This is a genomic window from Mycobacterium tilburgii (assembly GCF_902168065.1).
GTDB classification, from domain to species: domain Bacteria; phylum Actinomycetota; class Actinomycetes; order Mycobacteriales; family Mycobacteriaceae; genus Mycobacterium; species Mycobacterium tilburgii.
Map to the genome: position 1 here is coordinate 1 of NZ_LR655773.1, position 2,329 is coordinate 2,329.

Annotated in this window: 1 protein-coding gene and 1 pseudogene; both read right to left on the reverse strand. The window is 69.9% G+C overall.

Going from position 1 to position 2,329, the window contains the following annotated elements; genetic code table 11:
* A pseudogene (locus FQ389_RS17500) lies at positions 1–615 on the reverse strand (oxidoreductase); the annotation flags it as partial.
* An 11-nt stretch (positions 616–626) separates the two neighbouring features.
* Positions 627–2,252 (reverse strand): dipeptide ABC transporter ATP-binding protein, encoded by a 1,626-nt coding sequence (locus FQ389_RS17505; RefSeq protein WP_144209915.1) that lies wholly within the window; start codon positions 2,250–2,252, stop codon positions 627–629.
* Positions 2,253–2,329 lie beyond the last annotated feature (77 nt).

Genomic DNA, 2,329 nt, shown 5'->3' on the forward strand with positions numbered 1-2,329 from the left:
CCCGCCCCCCCAGACGCGCAAAAGCACCAGCCCCACCCCGTCCGGCTCCAGCCGCTGGCGATGGTCACCAGTCGCGAGGACGCCCGCGCCACCACGCCGTCCGCGCTGCCAAAAGGCTTGAGCGTCAGCAGTTCTCCGTGTGCAACGGCGGCGACCACAGGGCCGGCACTTGGGTGCCCCCGCTCACGATGTCGGCCAGCAGTGCCGGCCGCGGGCCCTACCTCAGCGTCGGCCCGCGGCCGGCCCAGCCGTTCCTCGCCGGCCAGGTCCGCGGCGGCCAGCATGTGCAGGCCGGGCCAGTGCCTGCAGCGGGGCCCACTGCCAGGTCCGGACCACCAGACCCCCCGCCTACCAGCTCCTGAGCCACCCGCAGGGCTCCGCCGAATACCGGATCGCTGACCCGGACTGGTGCGCCAGACCTTCGAACCGCATCGGCCCGCCGTCGAGCACCGAGGAGGCGCGGGCCGCGCGTAACGAGGCCTCGGCCGCGGTGACCGGCCAACCGCTCAGGTTGGTCCGATGCCGGTGCGTGCGGCCCAACGCCTCGCGGGCCCGGTCGGTCGCCTCGACGACGCCGGGCAGCTCCATCAGCAGGGCCAGAGGGTCTGCCGTCACAGCTTGTCAACCTATCGGGGTGGGGTGGAAGCGCCGGGAATGGCCTCCAGCAATTGCCGGGTGTACTCGTGGCTGGGCCGGTTGGACAGTTCCTCGGTGGCGGCCTGCTCGACAACCCGCCCGGCGCGCATCACCAGCACCTCGTCGGCGATCTGCCGGACCACGGCCAAGTCGTGACTGATGAAGAGGTAGGCGAGGCCGAGCTCGGCCTGCAGCGTGGCCAGCAGTTCCAGAATCTGCGCCTGCACCAGCACGTCGAGCGCCGAGACCGCCTCGTCACACACCAGCACCTCGGGCCGCAGCGCCAACGCCCGCGCGATCGCCACCCGCTGACGTTGACCACCCGACAGCTCGCGCGGCAGCCTGCTCAGCACCGACGACGGCAGCGCCACCTGGTCGACGAGCTCACGGACCGCGCGGTCGCGCTGAGCGCGATCGCCAACGCGGTGGATCCGCAACGGTTCTTCGATGGCGCGAAACACTGAGTACATCGGGTCCAGGCTGCTGTACGGGTTCTGGAACACTGGCTGCACCCGCCGGCGGAAGGCTATCATCGCGTCGCGACTCGTCGCGGCGGAGATGTGGGTGCCGTCGAACATCACTGTGCCGGAGGTGGGTTCGAGCAGACCGAGCGTCATCCTGGCCACGGTGGATTTTCCTGAACCGGATTCGCCGACGATCGCCAGCGTGCGCGCCCGCCGCAGCCGGAACGACACGGCGTCGACGGCGCGAACCTCGGTGAGCCGCCACGGTGCGCCGTGCGATTCGCGGTAGACCTTGGTCAGGTCGGCGGCGACGAGGATGTCGCCCGCCGGGGCGGCCACCGGCGGACGTGGCGCGGTCTTGACCGTCAGCGACGGAGCCGCGGCCACCAGCCGCCGGGTGTACTCGTGTTGAGGGTCTCGCAGGATGGAATGTGCGGCACCGGATTCGACTACCACGCCGCGGTGCACGACGACGACCCGCTCGGCCCGTTCGGCGGCCAGCGCCAGGTCGTGGGTGATCAGCAGCAGCGCGGTACCGAGTTCGTCGGTCAGGTGTTGCAGATGGTCGAGCACCTGCCGCTGCACCGTGACGTCCAGCGCGGAGGTCGGCTCATCGGCGATCAACAACTGGGGGTGGCCCGCGAGGCCGATGGCGATCAGGGCGCGTTGACACATGCCCCCGGACAGCTGGTGCGGATACTTGCCTGCTTGTTTCTCCGGATCCGCCATCCCGGCCTGAGCGAGCAGTTCCACTGCCCGTCGGCGGGCCTGACGGCCATCGGTGTTGATCCGCAACGCTTCTCGGATCTGGAAGCCGATATTCCACACCGGGTTGAGGTTAGTCGTCGGATCTTGTGGCACATACCCGATGCGCCGGCCCCGGATGGAGCGCAGCAGCCGGCGATCCGCGGCGGTGATGTCGATGCCGTCAAAGATGATGCGGCCACCGGTGATTCGCCCGCCGGGCGGCAGCAGCCCGAGGATCGCGGCGGCCGTGGTGGATTTCCCCGAACCCGATTCGCCCACTACCGCGACCGTTTGACCGCGCATGACGCTCAGATCCACTCCGCGCACCGCGGGGGTGTGATCGCCGAAGCTGACCTGCAGGCCCTCCACGGTCAACAGCGGCAGCGCGGCGCTAAGATCGCTCATGCCCGCCTCGCTCGCGACGCAGGATCCAAAGCGTCGCGCAGCGCATCGCCCATCATCATGAATGCCAGCACCGTGAC